Below are 340 nucleotides of genomic sequence, written 5' to 3' on the forward strand. Positions count from 1 at the left end.
CCATATCGCGGTCGGCACCTTGCATCAGACCATCCATCATTTCGACCACGTCGATGCGCGCACCCAACGTGGAATACACGGTCGCCATTTCCAGACCAATAATGCCACCACCGATGACCAGCATGCGTTTCGGCACCTGACGCAGTTCCAGCGCGCCGGTACTGTCAACGATGCGTGGATCTACAGGGACGAAAGGCAGATTCACAACGGAAGAACCGGCAGCGATAATCGCCTGCTTGAACTGCACCACTTTTTTGCTGCCGTCAGCTGCAGTCACTTCGATGTGGTAAGGGCTCAGGAATTGACCCACGCCTTGCACCACATTGACCTTACGGGCTTT

1 protein-coding gene is annotated in these 340 nt (G+C 55.6%); it reads right to left on the reverse strand.

The window, feature by feature from the left end; translation table 11 throughout:
* On the reverse strand, nt 1-340 hold a 340-nt coding region (locus tag KDM89_RS20810), incomplete at both ends, for an FAD-dependent oxidoreductase (protein ID WP_212689739.1).

It is taken from the genome of Cognatundibacterium luofuense (assembly GCF_018139685.1).
In the GTDB taxonomy this organism is placed as follows: domain Bacteria; phylum Pseudomonadota; class Gammaproteobacteria; order Burkholderiales; family Burkholderiaceae_D; genus Undibacterium; species Undibacterium luofuense.